This window comes from Pontibacter ummariensis, from assembly GCF_900188175.1.
Taxonomy (GTDB): domain Bacteria; phylum Bacteroidota; class Bacteroidia; order Cytophagales; family Hymenobacteraceae; genus Pontibacter; species Pontibacter ummariensis.
This window is the reverse complement of the sequence record NZ_FZOQ01000024.1, coordinates 54,428-75,456: the sequence shown is the minus strand read 5'-3', so window position 1 is coordinate 75,456 and position 21,029 is coordinate 54,428. Positions and strand designations below refer to the sequence as shown.

Here is a 21,029-nt window from a genome sequence, read left to right as displayed (position 1 = left end):
GCAAGACAAATTCTATCTTTCAGCAAGAATTGCGAGACTGAGGGTAAATAGAGTTCTTTTTATCTAACAAGGATACGGTTGATACGTAAAATAATATTTATAATTAGCATAGTAATAATAAAAAGTTTCTGTTTGCACATAGACAGTGTCGCCTCTCGAAGGAACGCGTCCCTCGCAGTGTTCAGCGGCCTTATGCTCGTTCATAAAGCAGAGGGATAAGTTCTTGTATCTGGTCGTTATGTTATTCTTGTTCACATAAGTCCGATGCACAACCATTAAAGCTTCCCAAGGCTAATAGTACAAGTTCTTACTTGTTGCAGGGTAACGCTTCAGCCAAAGATGCTCTTACTGTTCGAAAGCGGGTGCCGAACCCCATACTCCTTTCATCTAGTCACAATCCCTGGAAAATGAAAACAGTATTGCTAATTGAAGATAACGAACTTATAAGGGAAAACACGGCAGAGATCTTGGAGTTGGCAAACTTCCGGGTAGTGAAGGCCGAAAACGGTAAACAAGGTGTGGTGCTGGCCTTGCAGCAAAAGCCAGACATTGTAGTTTGTGACATCATGATGCCGAACATGGATGGATACGGCGTGCTGCACGTGTTTCATAAAAATCCTGTTCTGGAAGCTATCCCCTTTATTTTCCTGTCGGCCAGAACAGAACGGGCTGACATCCGGAAGGGAATGGAAAGCGGGGCAGATGACTACATTACAAAGCCGTTTCAGGAGAGCGAGCTGCTGAACGCCATTGAGGGCCGCCTGCGCAAGGTCGAATTGCTGAAAAAAACGCCTGTTCTTTCTTCAGCATCTGCGGGCCTAACACAGGAGCTAATGCCCAAGTCACCCACACACCAGGAATTGGAGCACCTGGCACATGACAAAAAAATTTATCTATATAAGAAGAAGCAAACCCTCTACACAGAGGGCAATGAACCCACCAAAATCTTCTTTCTCAAGAAGGGAAAGGTAAAGGTGTACAGTACAAACCAGGAAGGGAAAGAGTACATTACTGGGATAATCAATGAAAGCGAGTTCTTTGGCTACCTGCCCTTTATTGAAGAGACGGAGTACCAGGAAACGGCCGAGACCATGGAAGACTCAGAAGTTGTGCTTATTCCCAAAGAAGAGTTCCTCACCTTACTCTACCACGACCAACTCGTAGCCAACCGGTTGATCAGGACGCTTGCCACCAGCATAACTGAAAAAGAGAAAATGCTTTCAAGCCTGGCTTTTAACTCGTTGCGCAAGCGTACGGCCGAGTCGCTGCTTTTCTTGCTTGGGAGATACCAGACATCTGCCAACCAGCACCCGCCTATCCCAGTCAGCCGGCACGACATAGCTGGTTTGGTGGGCGCTTCCCCAGAGGCAGTGTCAAGGACCCTGAGTGAATTTAAGAATGAGCAGCTAATTGACATTGTAGGCAGCAAGATCCTTATTTTAAACAAGCAGAAACTGCTGTACTTGCGAGGCTAGGCTTATGAAGGGACAAGCTTTCTGTCTGGGCTTGTAAGCACAGTACGGGTCCTGCTTGCGCCGAAGCCGTTTAGCCTTACAGATTCATTGCCAGGTGTTTGGTGTATTTTACCTTTCATGATAACTGTCATGGCTGCCTGTGACGGTTATCATTCCGAGGTTCGCGGAAGTTTGATTCCTTTAACGAGAAAATCAACAGAAGGGAACTGAACTAATATTTCACCATAAACCAGTAAAGATGAGAACCGATGCGCAAATTCAGCAAGACGTAATGGCCCAGATCAAGTGGAACCCACTTCTTAACGCTACAGAGATTGGCGTTGCCGTTAAAGACGGGGTTGTCACCCTTTCGGGGCGGGTGGACACCTACGAAAAGAAGCTGCAGGCAGAGAAAGAGGCCACGAGGGTGGTTGGGGTAAAGGCACTTGCAGAGGACATACAGGTGGGCGTTTCCCCCGGCTCCAAGAAGACCGATGCCGAGATCGCAGCGGCAGTAGTGCACGCGCTCAAGTGGCACACCTCCATTCCCGACGAACAGATCAGGGTGAAAGTGGAGGAGGGAGTCGTGACACTGGAAGGAGAGGTGGAATGGGCGTTTGAGCGGGAGGCAGCGCGGAATGCCGTCATTCACCTTACAGGAGTAAAGACCCTGCTTAACTTCATAAGCCTGAAGCCAAAGACAAGGCCCGCTGATTTAAAGCAAAGGATCCACGAGGCTTTCCAACGCGCGGCCACGCTGGACGCGGAGCAAATACAGGTAGAGATATCGGGCACCAAGGCAGTCTTAAGGGGGTATGTGCGCTCCTTTGCAGAAAAAGAAGATGCAGAGAAAGCCGTCTGGAGAGCCCCGGGCATACTGTTCGTGGAGAATAAGCTCAGGTTAAGGGAAGAGCCAGAACTTTCTTTTTGGCCAAACTAAAGGAAAGCAATTATCTTTTTCTGTAAAAGACGCTCCCCGGTCCTTTTTATCCGAGGTGAAACAGTTCCACTCTTCTCCAGACGGTAATACGCTTCGTTACCCCTACAAAGCATCTTGCTGGTACGTGTTAGTGGCGTGGTGGGATCTACATACAGTTCCGTAGCAGGATGGCAGCAACAAATAAAATTACGGAGGCTCTTATTGCTTTTTTACAGAATCCTTCCTCGTATCCGCACCATCCCCCTACGGTGGTAATCCGGCAGACACATGCTTCTGTGTTAGCTATGGCGCCCCCGTTCGTATATAAGTTAAAAAAGCACGTAAACTTAGGGTTTCTGGACTTTACTCAGTTACAGGAACGGAAAAGGAACTGCGAAAGAGAGCTTGAGTTGAATAGCCGCTTCTGTGCAGATCTTTATGTTGCCATTCTGCCTATTGCCGTGAAGCACGAGCAGCTCCATTTCGGATCAGAGGGGGAGGTAGTAGACTATGCGCTTCAGATGAAACAACTGAAAGATGGTTATTTTCTGGACCAGCTACTTCAGGCCGGTAAAGTGACGCGCTCCCTGCTAGAGGCAGTTTTGAAAGTTTTAAAGGGTTTTTATGAAAAGCACCCTCCAGAACCCTTTGTAGCTCCATACGGCGATATGGAGGGAATCAGGAAGGCAGCCGAAGAAAACCTAGACGTTTTAGAACAGCATACCGGCAACGTGGTGCACCCGGCCGCTTTGCAAGCAATCCGGCACTATTTCCAGGGCTTTTTCGAAGAGAACCAGAGTTTATTGGCAAAGCGTGTACAGGAGCACAGGATTCGAGACTGCCATGGGGACCTTCACCTTGATCATATTCACATTCGGAAGGGTAAGGTTTGCATCTATGATTGCATTGAGTTTAATGACACTTTCCGATACATAGATGTGGCCTCCGACATTGCTTTCCTGGCCATGGACTTAGACCAGCACGAGCGGCCTGACTTGTCGTCATATGTAACCTCCCGAATGATTGAGCTGTTAGATGACCCGGACATCGATTCTCTGGTTGGCTTTTATAAGTGTTACAGGGCCTGCGTTAGAGCGAAGGTGGAATGCATCAAAGCCGGTGAGCCGGAAGTTCCTGCTACCGAGCAAGAGGCCGGCAGGGAAAGGGCCAAGAGGCACGTGCGTCTTGCCCTGCGCTACGTGCTTTTTGATTCAGTACCTGCTGTGCTTATTGTGTGCGGCAGAAGCGGTTGTGGCAAAACCACGCTAGCTGAAAGCTTCTCGAACTTATTGGGCTGGGAGCATCTGAGCAGTGATGTTGTGCGGAAAGGAATCGCAGGGTTGCCCCTCTATGATCGCAGCAGCCCAACAACACGGCAAGGCCTGTACTCTCTGCCGGTTACGGACAAAGTGTATCAGGCGCTTTTAGAAGAAACCCTGGAACACGTAAAGAAACTGCGTGGTGTAGTGGTAGATGCCACCTTCAGCTTGGCGAAACACCGGGCTCTTTTCGGGCAGGCGCTGGACAAGCGTCAGGTTCTGTATTACTTTTTAGAAATGCAAACCTCTGAAGGAGTTATCAGGAACAGACTGGCTGAAAGAGACAAGAGTCCGAAGGTGGTTTCGGATGCACGCCTTGAGGACGTTGATTCACTCAAGCGTATTTACCAGGCACCCGTTGAGGTACAGCCAGCGCACCTAGTGAGGGTCAACGCCGATTCTGATGCAGATGTAACGCTAGCCAATGCCCTCCACAAACTTTCAGGCCTGAAGAGAAGCAAGTCCGGAAGCGCGTCAAGGCGCTTTTTTCGAGGAAACGGAAATACCGCTCAACAAGAACGATGTCCTTGAAAGAGAGTGCTCATGTTTCACGGGTATGACAGCAAACAACAGGCTATTCACGCGGTTGCCTGTTCTTGGGCACACGTCCTTAGGCAGCCAGACCAGAGCGTAGATGTCCCTACGTGTTCGTATCATCCCCTGGTCATCGAACCAGTAGTCGGCAGAGTACCCAATTTTCCTCTACCGGTTGCCACGGCCATACCTTCCATCCGGCCCGCTTCTATTACTGTCACATTGGCCCCTCCAGCAGGTGGTGAACTCATCGCGGCGAGCGTGTTTGGCCAGACCCAGCTGTTGCTCTTCATATGGGGTTAGGGTGAATCTGCAATCAGCCCGTGACAGCCTCGCTTTCATGCTGTTGCAGGTCTTGCAGCCAATAGGGTTTCTCTGGTAAGCCCAATAAGGGAAAGTGTGCTCCCAGAGCAAGCCTTTTCGAGATACTCCTGTGAAACAGGTCCTGAAGAAAGCTCTTTTCATGGATGGCCAGAGCCAAGATGTCTATCTTGTTCTCACTTACAAAGTGTTTGATACCTGCAGCTACACTGTGAGCCTTTTCCTGTGCTACGCTGAAGTTTCTGTCTGTAAACCGGCTGGCAATGTCCTGAGGCACTAGATTACCTGCTACGGTAGGAACTTGGGGCTTTGTTATTATTTGCACCAGACAGACTTTTGCACCAAGGGATTCCGCAAGCTGAAACAGCTGCTGTAAGAAGATGTCGTTTTTGTCAGAGAAATCGGCGGCAAAGGCTATTGTCTTAAGTTCAGACAAACTTGCTGCTGCAGGTACAGCTAACACAGGGCACACAGCCTCTTTGATATAGGTAGCGGCCGTGGTGCCAAACGCCCTGTCCAGAAAATTGGTAGTACCCCTGGCTCCCATTACTACCAAATCGGCCTGCATGTTGGATGCCAGCTCGTTCAGAACATCATGGAAAGAGCCGTACTGGCATACATAACCAACCTCAAATTTGAAGGCGTTCTCTAGTTGAAGCTGATGTGCGATGGCCTTTAGTTTATCAGTGTGATATCTCTGTACACGGGGATCATACGAAGTGTAGGCTGTGCTCTCCGCAGTCGTCATTACCTGTATGGCCATGACATGGACTAGGACAAGCCTGCATGAGGTGATATTTGCCAAGGCCACAGCATAACGTATGGCGTTGGTGGCATTATCAGAAAAGTCGGTTGGGACAAGGAGTGTTTTCATAACGCTTACTCATATACTAGGATTGCTTCATGCTTTATGAAGCCAAAGCTATCAACATAGCCCATGCATTAAAATGATTCCGGTCTTCCCGTCAGATGATGCTTGTCACGATTAGGGTGGAAAAAACAGTGCTGCTGTAGGGAGTGGCGTTTGTGGCTAGGGTATTTGCAGTTAATGCGCTCTACTCGGAGTACCTCTGAGACCTACTAGAAGAACCAGGTTGATGCTGCAACCCGTCCTATAAAACCAGCTTACGTGAAGTCCCTGCCACCCGAAAGCGGCAGGGACTTCACGTAAGCTGGAATTCTAACGAAAGTTTGTTTTATCTCATATCATACAGAAGCTGCCCCTCAGCTCTGGAGCCAGCCTGTACCTCCCGGCGAGGCTCAATCTGTAGGGCACGCTGCAGCACGTCCTGCGGTGCCAGTAGTTCTTCCTCCTGCTTCACTAGCTCCTCAAAGCTTACTTCGCCCAGGTACAGGCTGTATTGGTCTGCGGTTACCGGCGTCACCAGGTCTATCGGTGCTACGTCCATGGAGCGTAGTGCGGGCGAGATGCGCTTATTGCTCTTCAGCTGCATGAGTTTAAACAGCGGTGAAATATTCTGCTGCGCCACCAGGTTCACGGATAGGCCTCGGAAAGCGTGTTGGTTATTCTGGAAAACTTCACTGGCCAAATCGATGTCGGCCACGTTAAAGTCGCTTGTTGCCACCAGCTCTGCCTTGCCGTTGCGGTGATTGGAGATGAGCAGGGTGCAGCGGTTGGCGTATACGGCCTCGGTCACTAGCACCCAGTCCTTATCCCAACGGCCCTCCTTGTACAGGCGGATCACCTCATGTTGGATATGGTTCAGGTCTTTGATGACAGGGGTATTGGCCTCGTTTACCTTAAAGATGATAGAGTTTTCTCTGTTAAAGTCGAAGATTACGCCTGCTTTGTCCTCTGGTATGCTGCTGCCGGGGATGCGGGGGGCTCCAGCCGCCTTGGTTGTGATCGAGAAGCCGTTCGGAGAGGTGTACTCCAGGTTCCCGGGCTCATGGTCGGTCTCTATTTCGAAACCAATGCCCAAGTCTTTTAGCTCCATTAGCTTGGTGAAGGCGTTTTTCTTAAATACCCCTACCGTACCCAATACAATTTTCTTGGTAGGTTCCCATGCCGGGAGATAGCCAAATTCTCTTCTTAATTCGCGCAGGTACGCTTTGTTTGGTGCTTTCATAGGATTAAAAGTTATGTAGAGGTAATCTATGGTGGTTAACCCTTAACTTTTACGAAAGCATCCATCCTTTTCCGTAACTTCTACTCAGTTTTTGTGACACCTTGCTTATTAAAAAGTTTATAAGTAAAATATGAAATATAATATTATAAAGAGAGAAGTCTCTAAGCTGATGTGGCTAAACCCAACCTTAAGCCCTTCGCGTTTTCTGTAACTGGTAACCGTGTGCAGGCGTGTAGTTCTCGGCGCCCGTACTTACACCGTTTATAACTTGCCCATCAACCTTTGACCATAGGCCTTCCCTTTAGAGAAATTGTAACCGCCGTTGGGGGACGAGAAAGCACAAAAAGTAAAAGGCCGCCAGAGGTAACTGGAGGCCTTTCATGTAGACCAAAGGATGGAATTATCGAATCACTTCCACAAGGATTGGGGAGCTTTTGTAGAGAGAAGTAAGGCTCAAATTCCCTTGAGCTTATTATAAAAGCTCTCGCTATAACTGTCGCTAATGGGTATCACCTGATCATAAATCCAGATCCTGTTCTTCTCGATGTGGTCTATTTTCTCGATGGCTACCATAAAGGACCTGTGCGTCCGGGCAAATTTTGAGGCGGGAAGTAATTCTTCCAGCTTTGCAAAGCTCATGAGGGTCATGATCTTTTCCTGTGGAGTATGAATGCGCAGGTAGTCCTTCATACCCTCTATAAAAAGGACTTCGCCTACTTCAACTTTCTGGATGCGATGGCCCACTTTCAGAAATATAAAATCCTGCTCTGGCTTTGGATTACTTTCAGCTTCTTTCGCAGTGGAGGGCTGCTTATCTCTCTGTTCCTGATACAGGCGCAGTACGCCCCTGTAGAACCGTTCGAAAGAAAAAGGCTTCACCAGATAGTCTTTTACCTCTAAGTCAAACGCCTTCAGAGCATACTGATCGTAGGCCGTCGTCAGGATGATCATGGGCTTGGGGTTCAGCATCGGAATGAAGCTGAGCCCGTCCAGGTCCGGCATGTTAATGTCCAGAAAAAGCAGGTCCGGCTTGTCTTGTTCTAATTGCGCTGCTGCTTCCAAAGGGCTCATAAAGCTGCCTTTCAGCTCCAGGAACGGAACTTTAGCCACATACTCTTCCAGGATTTCCTGGGCCAGGTGCTCGTCGTCAATTATATAGCAGGTGAGCTTCGCTTTCATGTGCTTGCGTGTGCAGACCGTGGACCTTTAACGTAACTACAAATATTTCACCCAGGTTATCTATCTCCAGATTATGCTTCTCGGGGTACAGTAAGGCCAGTCTTTTCCGAACATTCGGCAGCCCTATACCGCCCGGTTCTTCCAAAGTATTGCCAGGATTCTTACTGATCGGATTTTGTATATTGAAGGTAAGCGTATTTTCTTTTACTTCAATTTTAACCTTTATATCTCCGGGCTCCAATCGTGCAGGGCTGTGTTTGTAAGCGTTCTCCATCAGGTGTATGAACAGCAGCGGAGCAATGTGGCAGGATGTTATGTCTCCTTTTACTTCCAAGTCCACCACCGGGCTCTTTTTATACCGGAGTTGCTGCAAGCTCACATAATCCTGCAGGTAGTTCATTTCCAGTAATAGGGGCACGGTGGCCGAATTTGACTCATAGATCATGTAGCGCATCAGGGAGGACAGACGAAGTACAGCTTCGGGGGCCGCGGGAGCCTGCTTGTAAACCAAGGTATGGATATTATTGAGGGTGTTGAACAGAAAATGCGGGTTGATCTGTGACTTCAGGTAATGCAATTCAGCTTCTACGGCCTGTTTTTCCAGTTGCTCTTTTCTGATCGTATTAAGCACAAGGTTCTCCGTAATTCTTGCCAACCATCCCAGAAATGTAAAGAGAGGTACAATCGTGACTAAGGTCATCATGTAGTAGTCGGAGGAATTATCCCATGTCTCCAATCCTTTAGGATGTAAAATCACAAAGGGAAGTGGGCCGATCAGCATGATTGCTATAAGCCTGAGATAATAATCTCGCTTCTTTTTCTTACCCGAATAGCTGGTGAGCAAATAGAAATGGCCGTAAAAAACAAGCAGGCACGTCAGGATGAAACCCGTGGTTAAGGTAGGCCACTGGTCATCATCTTGGCTTAGCTGCAAGATTACCAGCAGAGTCCACAGCGTCCACAGCACGAGATGGACCAGCACAAAAATCTTTTTCACTCTCTCCACAAAACAAAGATATTTTATCCGGCCATTTTCTTACTACCTACTCGGCAGGAACCTGCTACCAATCTACGAAACCGCCTCTTGACCCTGCAAGCGCTTTGGCGGATGCAAACCAGCCATTGGTAGATTACTCTACAGCTTAAGCATATCGTTTTTTGATTTCCTGTGGTGTCCTTTTTCCTTTATTCTGAAAATGAGTGGGAAAGTGCTTTAAAGATGCTTTTGTAAACTGTCCCCTTGAGGGGACTATAGGGGTGTTTATTACAGTTGAAGGAGTATTCAATTTGCCTAAGTGGATTATCAGCAGACGATTACCCCCCTGTAGTCCCTCAAGGGGACAGTCTTTCTGACGCTTTATTTCTTTTATTCTGATCAAAAACACTAAAACATAAGAACTATGGAAAATCACCAGATCAGTTTGTCCATCCGCAATGTATCAAAGACCTACGCCAACGGGGTAAAAGCTCTGAGTAACGTCAATCTCACCATTCCAGCAGGCATGTATGGCCTGCTGGGGCCAAACGGTGCGGGAAAATCCACCCTCATGCGCACGCTGGCCACGCTCCAGGAGCCGGATGAAGGAAGTATACATCTGGGAGAAATAGACGTGCTGCGCCAGAAAGAAGAAGTGCGCCAGACGCTGGGTTACCTGCCCCAGGAGTTCGGGCTCTACCCGAAGGTGAACGCAGAAGACCTGCTGGATTACTTCGCTGTTCTTAAAGGCATTACCAGCCGCGCTGCCCGCAAAGAGGTGGTGGAGCGTTTACTTAAACAGACAAATCTCTGGGACAAGCGCAGGCAAAAGCTGGGTGGCTACTCCGGGGGGATGAAGCAGCGCTTCGGGGTGGCCGTGGCACTGCTGGGTAATCCAAAGCTGCTTATAGTGGACGAACCTACGGCAGGCCTGGACCCGGCTGAGCGCGTACGTTTCCTGAACCTGCTCAGTGAATTGGGGGAGAATAGTGTGGTAATCCTGTCCACCCACATTGTGGAAGATGTTTCGGAGCTGTGTACCAACATGGCGATCATCAACAAAGGGAAAATCCTATTGGAGGCTGAGCCGATACAGGCAGTAGATGCGCTGAAAGGCCGTATCTGGCGGAAACTGATTTCTAAGGACGAGTTGCATGCACTGGGCCAGGAGCAGCAGGTTATTTCTGCCAAACTGTTTAGCGGGCGTACCATCGTGCATGTGTACAGGGCGGAGAATCCTGGAAACGGTTTTGAGTTGGTGGAGCCGGACCTGGAAGATGTATACTTCAGTACCATGGCAGGCTTTAACAAAGTTTATCAGAAAGTAGAGGAGGTAAGCATATGAAGTTCCGGAAAATTTTTCAGCTGGAGTTTGCCTATCAGATTCGCAGCCTTTCTACCTGGCTGTACTTCTGTGTCGTGGCTGTGCTTGCTTTTTTATGGGTAATCGCCAATTATTTAAGTGATGCCCGGGAAGGTTATTTCTTACTGAATGCACCTATTGTGATAGCGGCTGTCACCGCGCTGTGCATTTTGTTCTGGCTTCCGTTAGGTGGATCTGTGGCTGGCGATGCCGCTGCCCGGGATGTGCAGACGCGCATGCATTCGCTCACTTACACCACGCCAACCAGTAAAGCCACTTACCTGGGAGGGCGGTTTCTTGCCGCATGCCTGCTTAATTTAGTTGTTCTGCTCTCCATTCCGCTGAGCATTCTGTTCTCCCTGTACTTTACTGGTGTAGAGCCTGAAGTGATGGGGCCGTTCCGGTTAACAGCTTATCTGACCAGCTTTTTCTACCTATTGCTGCCTAATATATTTATCGTTACGGCTATTCAGTTCTCGTTAGCGGCACTCACCCGACGACCCATGGCAAGTTACCTGGGTGGTGTGTTTCTCTTTGTGTGTGCATTTGTTTTAGAATTGGTTCTGCAAGATGCAAAAGCATGGGCGAATCTGATAGATCCCATTAATTTCAGCTTTGTTTTAAATCAACTGTCAGGGGAATGGAGTCCGCTGGAAGTGAATACGCGCCTGCTTACACTGGAGGGACCGCTGCTTTTAAACCGTATAATTTGGCTCAGTGTTGCGGTAGGGCTTCTGTTTTTCACGCATCGTCGTTTCAGGTTTGTTCAGTCAACAACAGGTGGTAACAAAAAGCATTCAATCGAATCAGTAACAAACATGCCAGCGCAGGAGTGGCTGAAATGGGAGCAGGGGAGCAGCTTAGCCCAGGTACAAGGTGTTTTTGGTTTTACAATGCACCTGCAGCAGCTTTGCGTTATCACCTGGAAAGCCTTTCTGCAACTCGCAAAAGGCCGCATCGGGCTTCTGTTGCTGGTTGCCCTTGCCCTGCTGGTAGGCTTTGCCATACCCGGAAATTTGGAAGCCAAAGACGTGCCTTTGCTGCCCAGAACGGATCATATGGTAAACTTTCTAACAGCACCACTGGTAGAAATTAAGTCCTTCTGGATCTTAATTACGCTGCTTACTGTCTTTTATGCCGGGGAACTGGTTTGGAAGGAAAGAGAAACAGGCATCAATGAGATTGCCAACACTGCCCCGGTGCCGGAATGGGTGCTGTTCGGGAGCAAGTTCCTGGCCTTAAGCTTCATGCTTATCGTTTGGTTAGCGTTCCTGATGATTGCAGGCATCGTTGCGCAAACAGTTATAGGCGGCGCCCCTGTTGAGGTAGGGCTGTACGTAATGGCACTATTTGGACTTCAGCTGGTTGAATGTCTGCTCTTTGCCCTGCTCGCGCTTGTGGTGCATGTGCTGGTCAATCAAAAATACCTGGGACATTTTTTTGCCCTGCTTGCCTACGGCTTTATCGCGTTTGCTCCGAGTCTTGGCATCGGGCATAAGCTACTTATCTATAGTGCCAGCCCGGCGTGGTCGTATACTACGATGGCCGGCTTTAACTTATCGCTGGAGCCGTGGCTGTGGTTCAAACTGTACTGGGTGTCGTGGGCGCTGTTGCTGGCTGTCGTGGCAAAACTGTTTTGGGTGCGGGGCAGGGAAGGAAAGCTAAGGTCACGTTTAAACCTGGCTAAACGTCGCATTACTCGCTCCACAGCTATAGTTGCTACGGTGGCAGTAGCGGGCATTCTGGTATTTGGTGGCTTCATCTACTACAATACCAATGTTCTGAACAATTACCTGTCTTCATCGGAGCTAGCAGAGCGGCAAGCGCAGTATGAGCAATTGTACGGTAAATACTATCTGATTCCGCAGCCCCGGCAGATCAGTGCAAACTTGCAGGTAGAGATATACCCGGAAGAACGAACAGCAACCGTTAAAGGCACTTACCTGCTCGTGAACCAGCACAAGATGCCCCTAGACGCTGTACATGTAGCCACAGCGCCAGGAGTTGAAACAAAGGCTATGGTTTTTAACCAACCTGCTGCCAATAAACTTGAAGATAAACAGCTGGGGTATCACATTTATGCGTTAGAAAAGCCACTCCAGCCCGGCGACTCCCTGCAACTTAGCTTTGAAGTGCAGGTGGGAGGGCGTAGCTTCTCTAACAACGGCGCTGATGTCTCGGTAACACCAAACAGCACCAACTTCCGAAACTATGAATGGCTGCCTGCTATTGGCTATCAATCCTATCGGGAACTGGATGATGCTGGTTCCCGCAAAAAGTATGGACTCGCTTCACGTCCCGCAACTCCTTCGCTTTATGATGAGAAAGCACGTATGGAGTCACCGTTTGCAGAGCGGATTACTTTTGAAGCAGTAGTGAGCACAGACATGGACCAGGTAGTGGTGGCGCCCGGCGTATTGCAGCGGACATGGACAGAAGGAAACCGGCGCTACTTCCATTACGCGACAGATGCTACTATCCGGAATGAGTATTATTTCTTCTCAGGTAACTATGCCGTGCGTGAAGGGATGTGGAAGAATCATGCAGCCGGTTCAGGGCAGGATGTAAGCATACAGATCTACTATGATCCGGGGCAGACACACAACCTGGAGCGCATGGTGCAAAGTGTGCAGGCTTCTTTAGAACATTACAGTAAAGAATTTGGCCCATACCCACACCGTACGATTCGGTTTGTAGCCTATCCGGGATATGGGTTTGGAAACCACGCCGCCCCCATCAATATCACAGCCGGTGAAGGTTTCTTTCTCATGAACCCGGATAAGGACAAGCGAAAGTTCGACCTGGTGACGGCGGTGGTGGCACACGAGGTGGCGCACCAGTGGTGGGGCAACCAGCTTGATCCGGCTCATGCAGAAGGGGCAGGTTTGCTTTCCGAGAGCATGGCGTGGTACTCCGCTATGGGTGTGCTGGAAGATAAGTATGGATCGGAGTATCTGCAGCGGCTGTTAAGCTTTTTGCGTGAAGAGTATAAGACTCCGAAAACACAGGCTGCCGTTCCGCTGCTGCAGGCAAATGACTGGTACCAAAATTACCGTAAAGGTCCTTTTGCATTATATGCAATGAGCCAGTATGTAGGAAGGGATAAGGTAAATGGTGCACTCCGGCAATTGCTGGAGAAGCATGGCTCCGGAAAGCCCCCGCTACCTACTTCGCTTGATCTGTACCACGAATTGCAGGCCGTAACGCCTGACTCGCTCCAACCCCTGCTTTATGATCTCTTTGAGAAGAACACTTTCTGGGAGCTGAGCACTGAGCAAGCCACAGCGAAACGAGTTGAAGCAGGGAAATGGCAGGTAACCCTTAACGTGCAGGCACGGAAGTTTGTCGTGGACAGTATTGGCGTAGAAACGAAGCTACCAATGAATGATTGGGTGGAGATCGGAGTTTTCGCCCCTGCGGAAAAAGGGCAGGACTCAGGCAAGTTGCTTTACCAGCGGAAGCATCGCATAAACTCCGCTAAGCAAAGAATTACGGTAACAGTGCCTGGCAAGCCAGCCTTTGCCGGCATAGACCCCAACAACCTGCTCATAGATTGGGAGATAAAGGATAATTCACAGGGTGTGAAGCTGTAGGCAAATTACTAGTGCTGGCAACCTTTTCGCCAACGTTACCTGCTGCTAGTGTCTATGACGGATAAGGCTGACTGCCAAAGGGAAAATTTATAGGACCAAAAAGCCGCTCATTTCAAGTGGAGCGGCTTTTTTACTGTGGTAGACTGATGGGAGGAATTATCGGAGCATACCCACCCAGATTTAGAGGCTGTGGATAAACGTATGGCTGTAGGAGCGTGGCAGTAAACAGCCTCTTCAGCAACTCCATTAATTGCTTGTTTATCATAAGATGTGTTAGAAGGCTTCATGAGTTTATCTTTTTATACAACTGTACCACTGGTACTGACATCGGCTAGTTTTAAGGAGCATCAATATGTACAAACATACCCTCTTTTAGTGCCTTGAGAAACATGTGCGGGCGGTACGTTTGGTTCAGCACAGCATCTCCTTGTGATAAATAGGTAATCGCCAACAGGATAAAGCTGGTTGGTAGGCTAATCAACTAGCTCTATCCTGTTGGGAAATAAGTTTTATGTTTAGCAAGCCAGCATATTTGGGTTTGCATCTGTCTCAACGCGGCTTAATCAGGCAGCGTTGTCTTCAACGTTTTCTATACGTAAGCAAAAACAAATAAACTACGTGCGATGAAGCCATGAAAATCAACAGAAGCCTTCTGCTGTACACGATCATCTACAATGTAGTCTATGGCCTTTTGTTCTTATATGTGCCAACGAATGTTGCTGGGGTAACGGGAGGAAAAGAGCTATTAGTTTTCCCCTTTTTCTGGTCAGTAGGTGTTAGTGGGTTCATTTTGGTTGGACTAAAGAACGTGGACGCCTTTCAGTACTGGATCAATTGGCTGCTTGCCCTATTCTGTACCCCTATACCGACTTTTGTACTGGTGAATGTTTTATTTAGCCCCTTTTGGTAAAATAGAGGAGGTCTTGGAACAGGCGTTCCTGATAACACCAATGGAGTTGGAGGTGTTGATAAACTACCTACCACTCAACACCTGCCATACGTTTTAGTATCAACAACCTCGGCGTTTATCAGAAGAACTGATATACCGCGAACAGCACCCGTCCGCTGGAACCGGGGTAGTGGCTTTGGTCCTATATAGGGAACCGAAAACGGCTTTTGCTATTGATTAAAAAGGAGTTATGGCTTCTGTTGCCTTATTCGCCTAACCTTCAGAGCTAAAAGAGCGCTTTGATTGTTTATCAGGTTTGGCTGAGGGGAGTGTCTTATTATTTTGCGTCCTTTAGCTTGCCAAATATTCTCTTCATTGTGTTCGGGTCTATTGCACACATACAGGAACATGCCGCCAAATACGGTGCTGACCCAACACGGATTGCGGTAACCGGAGACAGTGCCGGCGGACACTTGTCCGCGTCAGCGGCTGTGCTCAGCCCCTCTATTGGCGATGGAGGTTTTGGAGCGCGGGAGGGCGTGTATGAATTTATGCCAAGCTTTGTTCCTTCCGGCAAACCGGTAGACCAGGTCAAAGATGAAATCGTTCGCGCTATCAAGGTCGTTGCACCCAGCTATGGCCCCTCTGAAGCTTCCGTATTCAAAATGTTCCTGGAACAAACGGATCAGGTTAATCCTCCGATTAGACCAGTATTTAAAAGTTAATTGTCTTATGCAGCTATTTCCCGTTTTAACCGTTAACCCCTAAGCTACTGTTTTTTAGACTTATGGTAGACAAACCTATAGAAAAGAATGCGCACTCAGAAGGTAATCTCATTTTGTATTTCCCTCCTGCTGTTTGGTAGCGTTGGCAGCCTCGCCCAAACTAACCCGGAGGCGGACAGCATTACGGTGGCCATTGCCCCTGTCTATAATCAGGTAAGCGAAAGCCATAAGTTCTTTCTTGGGGACAACTACCGCAAGCTTTGGGCAACGCCTGTGAAGATGAAAGTCTTTCGGCTGAACGAAGAGAAAGGTGGCATGGTGATCTTACAGAAGGGGGGAGGGCAGCAAACCAAGTCGCTCCGCTTGCAGGATGCCGCAGGCAACGAATGGGTGCTGCGCACAATTCAGAAAGACCCGGGGCTGGCGTTACCGGAAAGTCTTCGGGAAACTGTGGCCAAGGCTATCGTGCAGGACCAAATCTCTGCCTCGCATCCTTTTGGCGCTCTAGTGGTGCCGCCCTTAGCAGCGGCTTTGGGTATCCCGCACGCCAATCCGGAGGTGGTCTACTTACCTGACGATCCCGCACTGGGCGAGTACCGCGAAGAGTTTGCGAACCAGGTATACCTTTTTGAAGAGCGGGAGCCTGTAGGGGTGAAAGACACCGATAACACGGAAAAAGTGCTGGAGAAGCTGGAAGAGGACAACGATAACCGTGTCCATCAACGGCTGGTGTTGCGGGCGCGGCTCCTGGACATGCTGATCGGGGACTGGGACCGTCACGAGGACCAGTGGCGTTGGATAGAGACCGAAGATGAGATAGGGGACTATTACCTGCCTGTTCCCCGCGACAGGGACCAGGTGTTTTTCACCAATCAAGGGCTAATCCCAAAGATTGGGTCGCGGAAGTGGATCATGCCTAAGTTCCAGGGCTTTGACAGGGCGATCAGGGACATTGAAGGCTTCAACTTCAACGCCCGCTATTTCGACCGCCGGTTCCTGACTGACTTGGGGGAGTCCGACTGGCGGGAGGAGGTTGCTTCTGTGCAGCAAACCCTGACCGACTCCCTTCTTGAGCAAGCCGTGCGTCGTATGCCCGCTGGTATTTATGCCCTTTCGGGAGAGGAAATCCTGCAAAAGTTAATGGCAAGGCGAAACAGCCTGGGGCAGGACGCTTTGGCATATTACCGTTTCCTGGCGAAGGCTGTAGACATACCGGGCTCGGATGAAGAGGAGTTCTTTGAGGTGCAGTATGCAGCGGATGGGAAAGTAAGGGTTACGGTATACAACCTGAAAAATGACAACATCAGGGGCAGGGTTCTGTACCAGCGTACCTTTGACCCGGAGACAACAGAAGAAGTCAGGCTGTACGGTAGAGACGGCGAGGACGTGTTTTCTGTTGCGGGCACGCATGTCTCCCCCATCCGGGTACGAATGATAGGGGGCGGGGAAGAAGACGTGTTTAACGTTCCGGAAGACTTTCAAAATTCAGCGAAGCTGTACATCTATGATCGGTCCGATAAGGACAACACTTTTCCGGACCGATCGCTTGCCAGGTTAAAAGTCTCCAGCGACAGTACGGTGAATGCCTATGAGCCCAGGGCCTTCGAATATGATGTGCTGATGCCTTTAGCCACAGCAGGCTATAACCTGGATGACGGGGTGCTATTGGGGGTGGGCTTTCAATACACGAAACATGGCTTTCGGAAAGCTCCTTTTGCTGCCCGGCACCGCCTGGTGGTGGGGCATGCGTTGGCGACGAAGGCATTCTTTGCCGAGTATGAAGCTTTTTTTACGAAGGTTTTTAGCAAGTATGATTTGAGCATCAACCTGGATGCGCGGGCACCGAACAACACCAGTAACTTCTTCGGGGTAGGGAATGAGACCGCGTTTATAGAAGAGGGGGATAAACCCATCCGCTATTACCGCACACGCTATGATTTTGTAAACGCACAGGTAAAACTACACCGCTCCCTGGGCCGGCATTGGTCGGCCAATGCGGGCCTTCTCGGCCAGTTTTATGATAACGACCAATCAAACAACAGGGGAAGGTTTATTGTCTCGTACGCAGAGCAGAACCCCGGCGAGGAGATTTTCGGCACAAAAGTGTATACCGGACTTGTGGCCGAGTTGGACCTGGATACCCGCGACGCGTTACAGTTGCCCACGCGAGGCTTACACTGGAACACCTCTCTTGTTGCTTCACAGCAGCTAAATGAGCAGCAAAATGCCTATGCGCAGGTTATCTCTGCTGTAAGCTTCTATGTGAGTCCGGGCAGCGGTGATGACTTTACCATTGCCAACCGCTTCGGCGGAGGAACTACTGTAGGTGACCCTGCTTTTTTTCAGCTGTTGTACCTGGGCGGGAACCGGAATTTGCGGGGCTTCCGCAACTTCCGGTTTGCGGGCGAAAGCATGGCATACCATAACCTGGAACTGCGCCTGAAGCTTTTTGACTTCACCTCCTACCTTTTCCCTGGCACACTCGGTTTGATTGGCTTCCATGATGTTGGCAGGGTATGGGCTGACCGTGCGTCATCGGATGTATGGCACAACGGCTATGGCGGAGGCTTTTATCTGGTGCCTGCTAAGCTGGTCCTGGTACAGGCGCTGCTGGGCTTTTCCGAGGAAGACACGCTCCCCTATGTTGCCATAGGCTTTAGGTTCTAAGCATCGGCCATTTAAATAGTGAGTTTTGATACTAAGCGAATCTGCGGTTGGGCTGGGTGTCAGTAAGTTAAGGATACTTTAAGCAGGGACCGGTCGGATGTTTTTCTCCCTTTAACTGCCTTTGCCCGGCGAACCATCGGAAGGATAGGGAATAGTGTTGCGTTGCTGCTGATGCGATCTGGACTAAAGTTTGGGATTTGCATCTCCTTGTTATCCCGCCATTGGTGTACTTGCGCTTCTGCCTCTGCCGTTTTCTCTTTTGACAGGCCCTGGTTCCGGGTCATGTAGAGCGTCTGCGATGGAAAGGCGAAGCCCGTGCCGCTGGCCTCTATCACGTCCATCATGCGCAGGTATAAGTCCTCCTGTACCTCCAGGAACTCGTTAAAGTCGGCCGCATTGATGTAGGCAAAAATGTCCTGGTTCAGGGAGCCTGCACGTGGGTTATCCTGAAACTTTGAGGATGAGCCTTTCTGTATCCGGCTGATGAAGATCATGTTTCCTGCTGATACGCATCAGTGTTTCTGCCCGGCTTCTTCCGTTACCTTTGGTTTAAAGTTCAGGCAGTTGTAAGCCAGCAAATACTCTTAAGGCTGGTCACTGCCCTTGAACAAAACAATCCTGTAGCCTTAGAACCATGAAAACTTTTCTTGTTGCAATCGATTATTCCGAAGAGTCCATCAAAGCGCTGGAACTCGCCTTACAGCTGGCCTCGCATACCGACGCCCAGCTTTTGTTGTGCCATGTATTCGAATCTTCTGTGCTAGTAGCTGGGGTAGATGAGCCGGTGTATGCGCTGCCAGCATACGCAACCAAAAAGGAAGCCCTGGGTAAGCTTAGAAAATTTACCACACTGGCCAAGAAGAACACCCCTTATGCGGTGCCTATCCGCTTTACGGTGAAAGCCGGAAACGTGGTTCAGGAGCTGTTAGAACTGGTTAGCGTGAGAGATGTGAGCATGGTTATTATAGGCACCAGGGGAGGGTACACCTCTTACCTGGATAAAATTCTCGGGACCATAGCAGAAACGCTTGTACAGCATGCGCCTTGTCCGGTACTGGCAGTTCCGAAGGACGCAGTGCTGGGACAGGTGCGAGAAATAGTTTTTGCGACGGCACTGGAGCCTGCCGAAAGCGATGCCTTACAGGTAATACACCAGGTGCAACGCCTTTTTGCTGCTAAGCTTACCTTGCTTTATGTAGATGTAGCAGGAGAGTTGGGGCAGGTAAACGTAGCGATTGAAAAGAATTACCTGCTACAGGCTTTTGCAGAGGAGGAGGTAGCCTTCGCCCAAATAAGCAGTGCCAGCGTAGCGGAGGGGATAGAGCAGTACTCTAAAGACCATGATGCTGACTTAGTCGCTTTTACAGTGGCCGATCATGGCATATGGGGAGACCTGTTGCATAGTAGCGTAGCCAGCAAAATGGTGCAGCGGCTAAGCGTGCCTATGTTAGCACTACCGAAATACGGAAAAGCAGTTGACCTGATAAAAACAGAGGAAAGACTTAAGCCGGCAAACTAGGGCGGTAACGGTCAAAAACACCAAGGCAGGTGCAACAGTGTTGTACCTGCCTTGGTGTTTGGCAAAGGCCGGCTCCCGGGTTGCAGGGAAAAGGGGGCTACGCGTTCAAAAGATTTATCAACAGGTGTTGGCTGCTGTGTGTGATGCGTTCATGCCCTGAAGAGCCTGACTTTCGCCCCTCCAGCCTGAAAGTACAGCTTTCACAAATTGGTAAAGATCGCAGCTCTTAGGCTATAGGTGAGGTTCGCTGGCTACTACATTGTCTAGCTGGTAGATGTCTCTTCTAAACTGCAGGATGCCTTTGTCGTCCACCCAACAGGTGTAATATCCCAACTTTACCGGAGTAGGCTCGGGCAAGCGCACAATTTTGTCTGGTGCCGTATTACGCCATAGTGCCTGTATGTCTGTTGGCTTTCCCCATAGGTCACTCAACAGGTAAGCTGCGAGCGAGTCAGGGTATTGCACCCGTATGCAGCCATGGCTGTAGGCTCTTTTGCCTTGCGAGAACAGGGCTTTGGCAGGAGTGTCGTGCAGGTAAATGGCATAAGGGTTCGGGAAGATAAACTTGACTCTACCCAACGCATTCCAGGAGCCCGGCTCCTGCACCACAAACAAGTTGTCGCGGGTCGGGTCTGCCGTCTGCCAATCCACTGCATGAGCAGGTATCTTTATCTTCTGATTGCCCTGCAGCTGGTAAAGGGACATATGGTTCCGTTCGAGGTAGCCTATGTCCTCTTTCAGGATGGGGATGATCTCTCTTCGGACGATGCTAGCGGGGACGTTCCAGCTCGGGTTAAGAACCAGGTAAGACAGCAACCCCTCCAGGGACACGGTTTGGTAGGCTTTGCCTACATGGCCGACCACCACCCGGGTGGTCCAAACGGTTTTCTGACTGTTGTCTAACAGGTGCAAGGTGTAATCCGGAATGTTTACAAACACCTTTGGCTGTACGGGATTAGCAGCGAAGTCTTGCCACCTTTTTAAGTTAAGCTCTATCTGCCGCACACGCAAGGAGAGGGGTACGTTCAGCTCCTGTACTGTTTCGTAGCCCACAATGCCATCAGCTCGCAAGCCGTGGCGTTGTTGAAACTTCTTGACCGCAGAGGTTAGGGTGTTGTCAAACACGGCGCTAAGGGGTGCCTCTGGCAAAGGCAGATCGCCTGTTAGGCGCAGGTTTTTACGCAGGTCCAGGACATAGGCATTGCTATCCCGCGCCTGCAGGCAGAGGTTGTCCGGAAAGTACGCCCAGTTTTCCTGTTCCGCTAATTGCTGGTACTGCTGTAAAGCCTGCTGGAGCCGTTCGTGCTGCGGCTGTACCCTTGCTTGTTTTTGCGCGCTCTTAAATGTTCTGTCGCTGTTTGTTAAAAACAGCATCCATATACTACACCAGTAAAGAAGTTTCATTTGCACGAGGGGTTCGGTCATGTATATCCCGGCAGGGCTTTGTTTCCGTTTCCGGAGTGAGGTGTTCAGAAAGAAAA

Annotated in this window: 15 protein-coding genes; 9 read left to right on the top strand and 6 right to left on the bottom strand. The window is 49.6% G+C overall.

The window, feature by feature from the left end; translation table 11 throughout:
• The first annotated feature begins 407 nt into the window (after nt 1–407).
• From CHB92_RS20545 to CHB92_RS20535, 3 genes are all read left to right on the top strand, one after another.
• Nucleotides 408–1,475, top strand: a complete 1,068-nt coding sequence (locus CHB92_RS20545) for a response regulator (RefSeq protein WP_089321119.1) — start codon at nt 408–410, stop codon at nt 1,473–1,475.
• Nucleotides 1,476–1,713: 238 nt separating this feature from the next.
• The gene (locus tag CHB92_RS20540; protein ID WP_089321118.1) at nt 1,714–2,394 is read left to right on the top strand and encodes a BON domain-containing protein; all 681 of its coding nucleotides are present in this window, start codon (nt 1,714–1,716) and stop codon (nt 2,392–2,394) included.
• Between the two features lie 167 nt (nt 2,395–2,561).
• Nucleotides 2,562–4,223, top strand: a complete 1,662-nt coding sequence (locus CHB92_RS20535; RefSeq protein ID WP_089321117.1) for a bifunctional aminoglycoside phosphotransferase/ATP-binding protein — start codon at nt 2,562–2,564, stop codon at nt 4,221–4,223.
• Nucleotides 4,224–4,542: 319 nt separating this feature from the next.
• On the opposite strand, the gene CHB92_RS20525 is transcribed toward CHB92_RS20535, so the two are convergent.
• The 4 genes from CHB92_RS20525 to CHB92_RS20510 form a co-directional block, all read right to left on the bottom strand.
• Nucleotides 4,543–5,421: a universal stress protein gene (locus CHB92_RS20525; protein ID WP_089321115.1), complete on the bottom strand. Its 879-nt coding sequence runs from the start codon at nt 5,419–5,421 to the stop codon at nt 4,543–4,545.
• 322 nt (nt 5,422–5,743) lie between these two features.
• Entirely contained in the window at nt 5,744–6,637 is an 894-nt protein-coding gene (locus CHB92_RS20520) for a hypothetical protein (protein ID WP_089321114.1), read from the bottom strand.
• A 453-nt stretch (nt 6,638–7,090) separates the two neighbouring features.
• A complete protein-coding gene (locus CHB92_RS20515) occupies nt 7,091–7,816 on the bottom strand; it encodes a LytR/AlgR family response regulator transcription factor (protein ID WP_089321113.1) in 726 nt (241 codons plus the stop codon).
• Entirely contained in the window at nt 7,785–8,813 is a 1,029-nt protein-coding gene (locus tag CHB92_RS20510; protein ID WP_245842758.1) for a sensor histidine kinase, read from the bottom strand. The genes CHB92_RS20515 and CHB92_RS20510 overlap by 32 nt, the downstream gene beginning before the upstream one ends.
• A gap of 403 nt (nt 8,814–9,216) precedes the next feature.
• Here CHB92_RS20510 and CHB92_RS20505 point away from each other — a divergent pair, with 403 nt between their 5' ends.
• The 5 genes from CHB92_RS20505 to CHB92_RS20485 all read left to right on the top strand — a co-directional run bounded on the left by CHB92_RS20505 (nt 9,217) and on the right by CHB92_RS20485 (nt 18,029).
• Nucleotides 9,217–10,137, top strand: coding sequence for an ABC transporter ATP-binding protein (locus tag CHB92_RS20505; protein WP_089321111.1), 921 nt, complete (start codon nt 9,217–9,219; stop codon nt 10,135–10,137).
• Entirely contained in the window at nt 10,134–13,748 is a 3,615-nt protein-coding gene (locus tag CHB92_RS20500; RefSeq protein ID WP_089321110.1) for an ABC transporter permease/M1 family aminopeptidase, read from the top strand. The genes CHB92_RS20505 and CHB92_RS20500 overlap by 4 nt, the downstream gene beginning before the upstream one ends.
• Before the next feature lie 631 nt (nt 13,749–14,379).
• On the top strand, nt 14,380–14,658 hold the full coding sequence (locus CHB92_RS20495; RefSeq protein WP_089321109.1) for a hypothetical protein: 279 nt from the start codon (nt 14,380–14,382) through the stop codon (nt 14,656–14,658).
• Between the two features lie 278 nt (nt 14,659–14,936).
• A complete protein-coding gene (locus CHB92_RS20490) occupies nt 14,937–15,362 on the top strand; it encodes an alpha/beta hydrolase fold domain-containing protein (protein WP_089321108.1) in 426 nt (141 codons plus the stop codon).
• Nucleotides 15,363–15,449: 87 nt separating this feature from the next.
• The gene (locus CHB92_RS20485; RefSeq protein ID WP_218824286.1) at nt 15,450–18,029 is read left to right on the top strand and encodes a BamA/TamA family outer membrane protein; all 2,580 of its coding nucleotides are present in this window, start codon (nt 15,450–15,452) and stop codon (nt 18,027–18,029) included.
• A 59-nt stretch (nt 18,030–18,088) separates the two neighbouring features.
• Here the strand turns inward: CHB92_RS20485 and CHB92_RS20480 are convergent, their stop codons facing one another.
• The gene (locus CHB92_RS20480) at nt 18,089–18,523 is read right to left on the bottom strand and encodes a hypothetical protein (protein ID WP_089321107.1); all 435 of its coding nucleotides are present in this window, start codon (nt 18,521–18,523) and stop codon (nt 18,089–18,091) included.
• A gap of 140 nt (nt 18,524–18,663) precedes the next feature.
• Between CHB92_RS20480 and CHB92_RS20475 the strand changes: the two genes are divergently transcribed.
• Nucleotides 18,664–19,548, top strand: a complete 885-nt coding sequence (locus CHB92_RS20475; protein WP_089321106.1) for a universal stress protein — start codon at nt 18,664–18,666, stop codon at nt 19,546–19,548.
• A 231-nt stretch (nt 19,549–19,779) separates the two neighbouring features.
• Here the strand turns inward: CHB92_RS20475 and CHB92_RS20470 are convergent, their stop codons facing one another.
• Nucleotides 19,780–20,973: a L,D-transpeptidase family protein gene (locus CHB92_RS20470; RefSeq protein ID WP_089321105.1), complete on the bottom strand. Its 1,194-nt coding sequence runs from the start codon at nt 20,971–20,973 to the stop codon at nt 19,780–19,782.
• Nucleotides 20,974–21,029 lie beyond the last annotated feature (56 nt).